This is a genomic window from Psychrobacter sp. FME6 (genome assembly GCF_014861365.1).
GTDB lineage: Bacteria > Pseudomonadota > Gammaproteobacteria > Pseudomonadales > Moraxellaceae > Psychrobacter.
Window position 1 is genome coordinate 1 of record NZ_RRYW01000161.1, and the last position, 3,617, is coordinate 3,617.

Consider the following 3,617-nt stretch of genomic DNA (forward strand, 5'->3'; position numbering starts at 1 on the left):
GTTTACCCACCCATTCGAATACGTTTACCCACCCATTCGAATACGTTTACCCACCTTTTAAATACTTTTATTAATTAATTGTATTTATAATTACTTTTGTATATAGTTTGTATTTAAATATATAAGTGAGCTTACAGCATGAAAAATACTGATCCTGTAATGAAGTCCAACGCACTAAATGAGGCGTACTATGACATCAATTTGGTAGCTCAGCGTGTCGTCATGTTAGCTATCATAGAGGCGAGACAGCAAGGTACGATAATCAAGGCTGGCGGTATGCTGCGTATTACAGCGTCAGACTATCAGAAACATTTTGAGTGTGACAAGACCACATCATACAGCTCGTTGAAATCAGCTTGTAAAAGTCTTTATCAAGCAGAATTTTTGTGGGCTGATAAAGATGAAAAAAATCGGACAAGAAATCATGAATCTCGATTTGTGCAGCGTGCAACGTATTGTGAGGGTGGTGCGTACGTAGAAATCATGTTTAGCAACGATATTATACCGCTCATTACGAGACTTGAGACTCAATACACAGAGTATGAAATTAAACAGATTGTGGATTTACAGAGCTCCTATGCCCTGCGACTTTTTGAACTACTTATGCAGTGGAAAAAAGTTGGCGTCACACCAGTTATAAAGCTCAAAAATTTACGAAGTCGTCTAGGTGTTGCAGAAGATCAATACGATACGATGAGTAATTTTAAAAAGAGAGTTTTAGACTTTGCTGTTAAAGAAATTAATGAAAATACTGATGTTACGGTTGCCTATGAGCAGCAAAAAGAGGGGCGTAGAATTATTGGGTTTGTGTTCAAGTTTAAGACTAAAAAACCATCTAAAGAAGCTCTCAGAGCTCCTGAACGTGATGAAAATACAGCGGATATGTTCACTACTGAAGGGCTAAGCGACAAGCAATTAGGGCGTATTGTTCGAAATCCTACGTTTATGGCGGAATACAATCATTTAGTAACCCCGACTAGCCCAGCTGGACAGTCACAACAAGGGTGGGAGTTTGAGATGGTTAATCGGCTTAAAAAAGACGCATCACAGTTTACAAAGCGTCCGATCAGAGAATATTTAGATTACTAATTATAGGGAGTTAGAAAAAATGCAAAAAATAGCGGCATATCTCGAACGCGCATCGGCAGATGAGATGCTCGCAATAGCAGATGACATGGCCAAAAATGCGCCTCATTTGTTAGCCGGCAATATTGATATGTCGGATAGAGAGAGAGCCAAAACATTAATAAAAATGCAAATTAATATGCTTGCTACTACTGCATTTCACTACGACTCAATAACAACGTTCGAGCAGTTATTCGGATTTGCTCAGGGGTTGATTATGGGGTGCAGTATGAGCGGATTACTCACCAAACAGGAAGAAATCGATTTTCAAAAAAATGTGGCGGATAAACGTACAGAATTTTATAAATGTAGTGAATAACCCTGCTGCTAATTTTTGTGAATAATCAAATGTTCTATATTTTATGCATAAGTTTTGCTTATTAATGGATAGTTTTGCTTATTAATGAGTGTTTCTGCCTTTTAAAAACCAGTTTTATAGCCCTCTCCTTCCATTTTTTAGCCCTCTGCAAGAGTCCTCGAAGAGCGCAGTTTCGAGAAATCACCTAATTAGCCTACTTCGTGCTAATATGTGATTGTCTCAAACAGCGTTGGGGAAACCCCAAACCCCAAAAACCCGAGGTGCAAAAATGGCAATCTTCAGAGCCGAAACCAAATCTCTCAGTCGTGGAAAAAGTCATAATTTAGTAGCAGCGATCTCATATCGTGCTGGTATAAAACTCACCGATAACAACACCATAAATCCCAAAGCCCGATCTTACGATTACACCAAAAAAACCGATGTAGTTCACAGTGAAATACTACTTCCTAAAAATCTGAGTGAGCAATTGGACGAGTCCGACATTGAGTTGGATTTTCAGCGCATCGCTGATTTAGTCGAGATTGGAGAAACTACCAAGCGCGGCAAAATGAAAAGTAGCGCGCGTCTTGCTCGTGAATGGGTATTGTGCGGAGTGCCTGAACTAACACGCGCCGAGAATATCGAACTGTTTGAGCAATTTGCTCAGCAGCAGAGTGAGGAACAAGGCGTTCTCAGCATGGTTTTTGTTCATGATCCCACCGCAGGTGATGACATGGCCACCACCAAAGCAGCAGCAGAGGGCAAAAGTATGGCTGCGCCTGATCCGCGAAACATTCACGCCCACATACTGCTACTGACCCGAAAGCTAGACGTATCAAGCGATAGCTTGTTATCGCTAGGCGAAAAATCAGACAGCGAGCTGTCTAACGATGAACGTACGCGCCCTGTCGTCCCAAAAAAACTCGTTGGCACAATTGATCCTGAGACAGGCAAAAAAATCCAGCAGGGGCGCGGATTATGTTCAAACAGTGAATGGCTCAAAAACACCCGTAAACAATGGGCAGATATTCTTAATGAACGACTGGAACAGAAAGGGATTCAGCCAGTTACCCATAAGAGTTACAAGGATCTAGGGCTCACATTCAAACCTACCAAACATTTAGGAAAAAATGCCAGTATCGCAGAGCGCATGGGCGTTCAAACAGAAATAGGAAAATATAATGAGTCAGTCAACAGATACAACCACAACCAACTTGAGCAGACAGCAAATAGCGGAATTACTAGCAGCCAACAACAAATTGCGCGCAGCCAACGATGGATTGATGCAATCAGTACTGGAGATGCATACATTCAACGACAAATTGAGCAAGAAACTCAGCAAGAAAAGCACGTTAATAGCCGCATTGGACAGGGCGTTAGAAGAAGAGCAGAACGCCAACGCCCAAACCCCTATGAGCAGCAGCTCAAAACAAGCGCTGATAACCGAAAACAGCGAGCTACAGAACTTCGCGAACGAACAATCATTTTTGATAGAGCGTCAGAACGAGCGGATAGAAATGCTCGATACAGAAAACCAAGAATTAACGGAGTTATTGGTGAGGTTGACAGACTAACCATGAAAACAGCTCTACTGTTCTCCAGTCGTAGAAATGAGTCATCATCTTATACGGATAGACAAAAAGATATTTTAGAGCAATTCGCTAATGAAAACAGCCTAGTAACAGGGGATTTCAGAGAGGATATTAGAGTTACTACAACGTTTTTCAGTGATGCAGATAATGCTCAAACTCATAAACATATCGTTAAATTGATCAATGACCCTGAGAGAGAGGAGCAAAACCACTCTAAAACGTCCAAATTTGAGGCTGAGAGCGATTTAAACAAATCAACTAGGGATTATGTAGATAATGAGTCTAAAACGTCAAATACGGCAGATTTGAGCGTTTCTATAGCACCTAGACGATATAGACGACCGTAGTAATTCTTTTTTTCTTGTTTTCAGTGCGTCATACGTTTGATTAGCAAATGAGATGATTTTTACCGTAAAACTGTATTAATTCTTTAGTAGTCTTTTTCTTCTTTTCTTAATCATTAATAACTAAAAAGGTTTTTAATGTTTTTAAATGCTTTTAATGCTTTTAGACACGCTGTATCCATTGCTACAAAAGGGATTCATTGCCCATTCGAATACGTTTACCCACCCATTCGAATACGTTTACCCACCCATTCGAAT

The 3,617-nt window shown here is 40.4% G+C and carries 3 protein-coding genes; all 3 read left to right on the forward strand.

Features of this window, described 5'->3' with window-relative positions; all coding sequences use genetic code 11:
• The first annotated feature begins 138 nt into the window (after positions 1-138).
• The 3 genes from repM to EI162_RS13760 all read left to right on the forward strand — a co-directional run bounded on the left by repM (position 139) and on the right by EI162_RS13760 (position 3,362).
• Positions 139-1,089 carry a replication initiation protein RepM gene (gene repM, locus EI162_RS13750; protein WP_192524871.1) on the forward strand — a complete coding sequence of 317 codons (951 nt, stop codon included), beginning with the start codon at positions 139-141 and terminating at the stop codon, positions 1,087-1,089.
• 19 nt (positions 1,090-1,108) lie between these two features.
• The gene (locus EI162_RS13755; protein ID WP_192524872.1) at positions 1,109-1,444 is read left to right on the forward strand and encodes a hypothetical protein; all 336 of its coding nucleotides are present in this window, start codon (positions 1,109-1,111) and stop codon (positions 1,442-1,444) included.
• Between the two features lie 268 nt (positions 1,445-1,712).
• Positions 1,713-3,362 (forward strand): MobA/MobL family protein, encoded by a 1,650-nt coding sequence (locus tag EI162_RS13760; protein WP_192524873.1) that lies wholly within the window; start codon positions 1,713-1,715, stop codon positions 3,360-3,362.
• Positions 3,363-3,617 lie beyond the last annotated feature (255 nt).

What these genes read in the sequence shown, in the direction of transcription:
- repM (WP_192524871.1), top strand. Translation starts at nt 139, where the DNA reads ATGAAAAATACTGATCCTGTAATGAAGTCCAACGCACTAAATGAGGCG.
- EI162_RS13755 (WP_192524872.1), top strand. Translation starts at nt 1,109, where the DNA reads ATGCAAAAAATAGCGGCATATCTCGAACGCGCATCGGCAGATGAGATG.
- EI162_RS13760 (WP_192524873.1), top strand. Translation starts at nt 1,713, where the DNA reads ATGGCAATCTTCAGAGCCGAAACCAAATCTCTCAGTCGTGGAAAAAGT.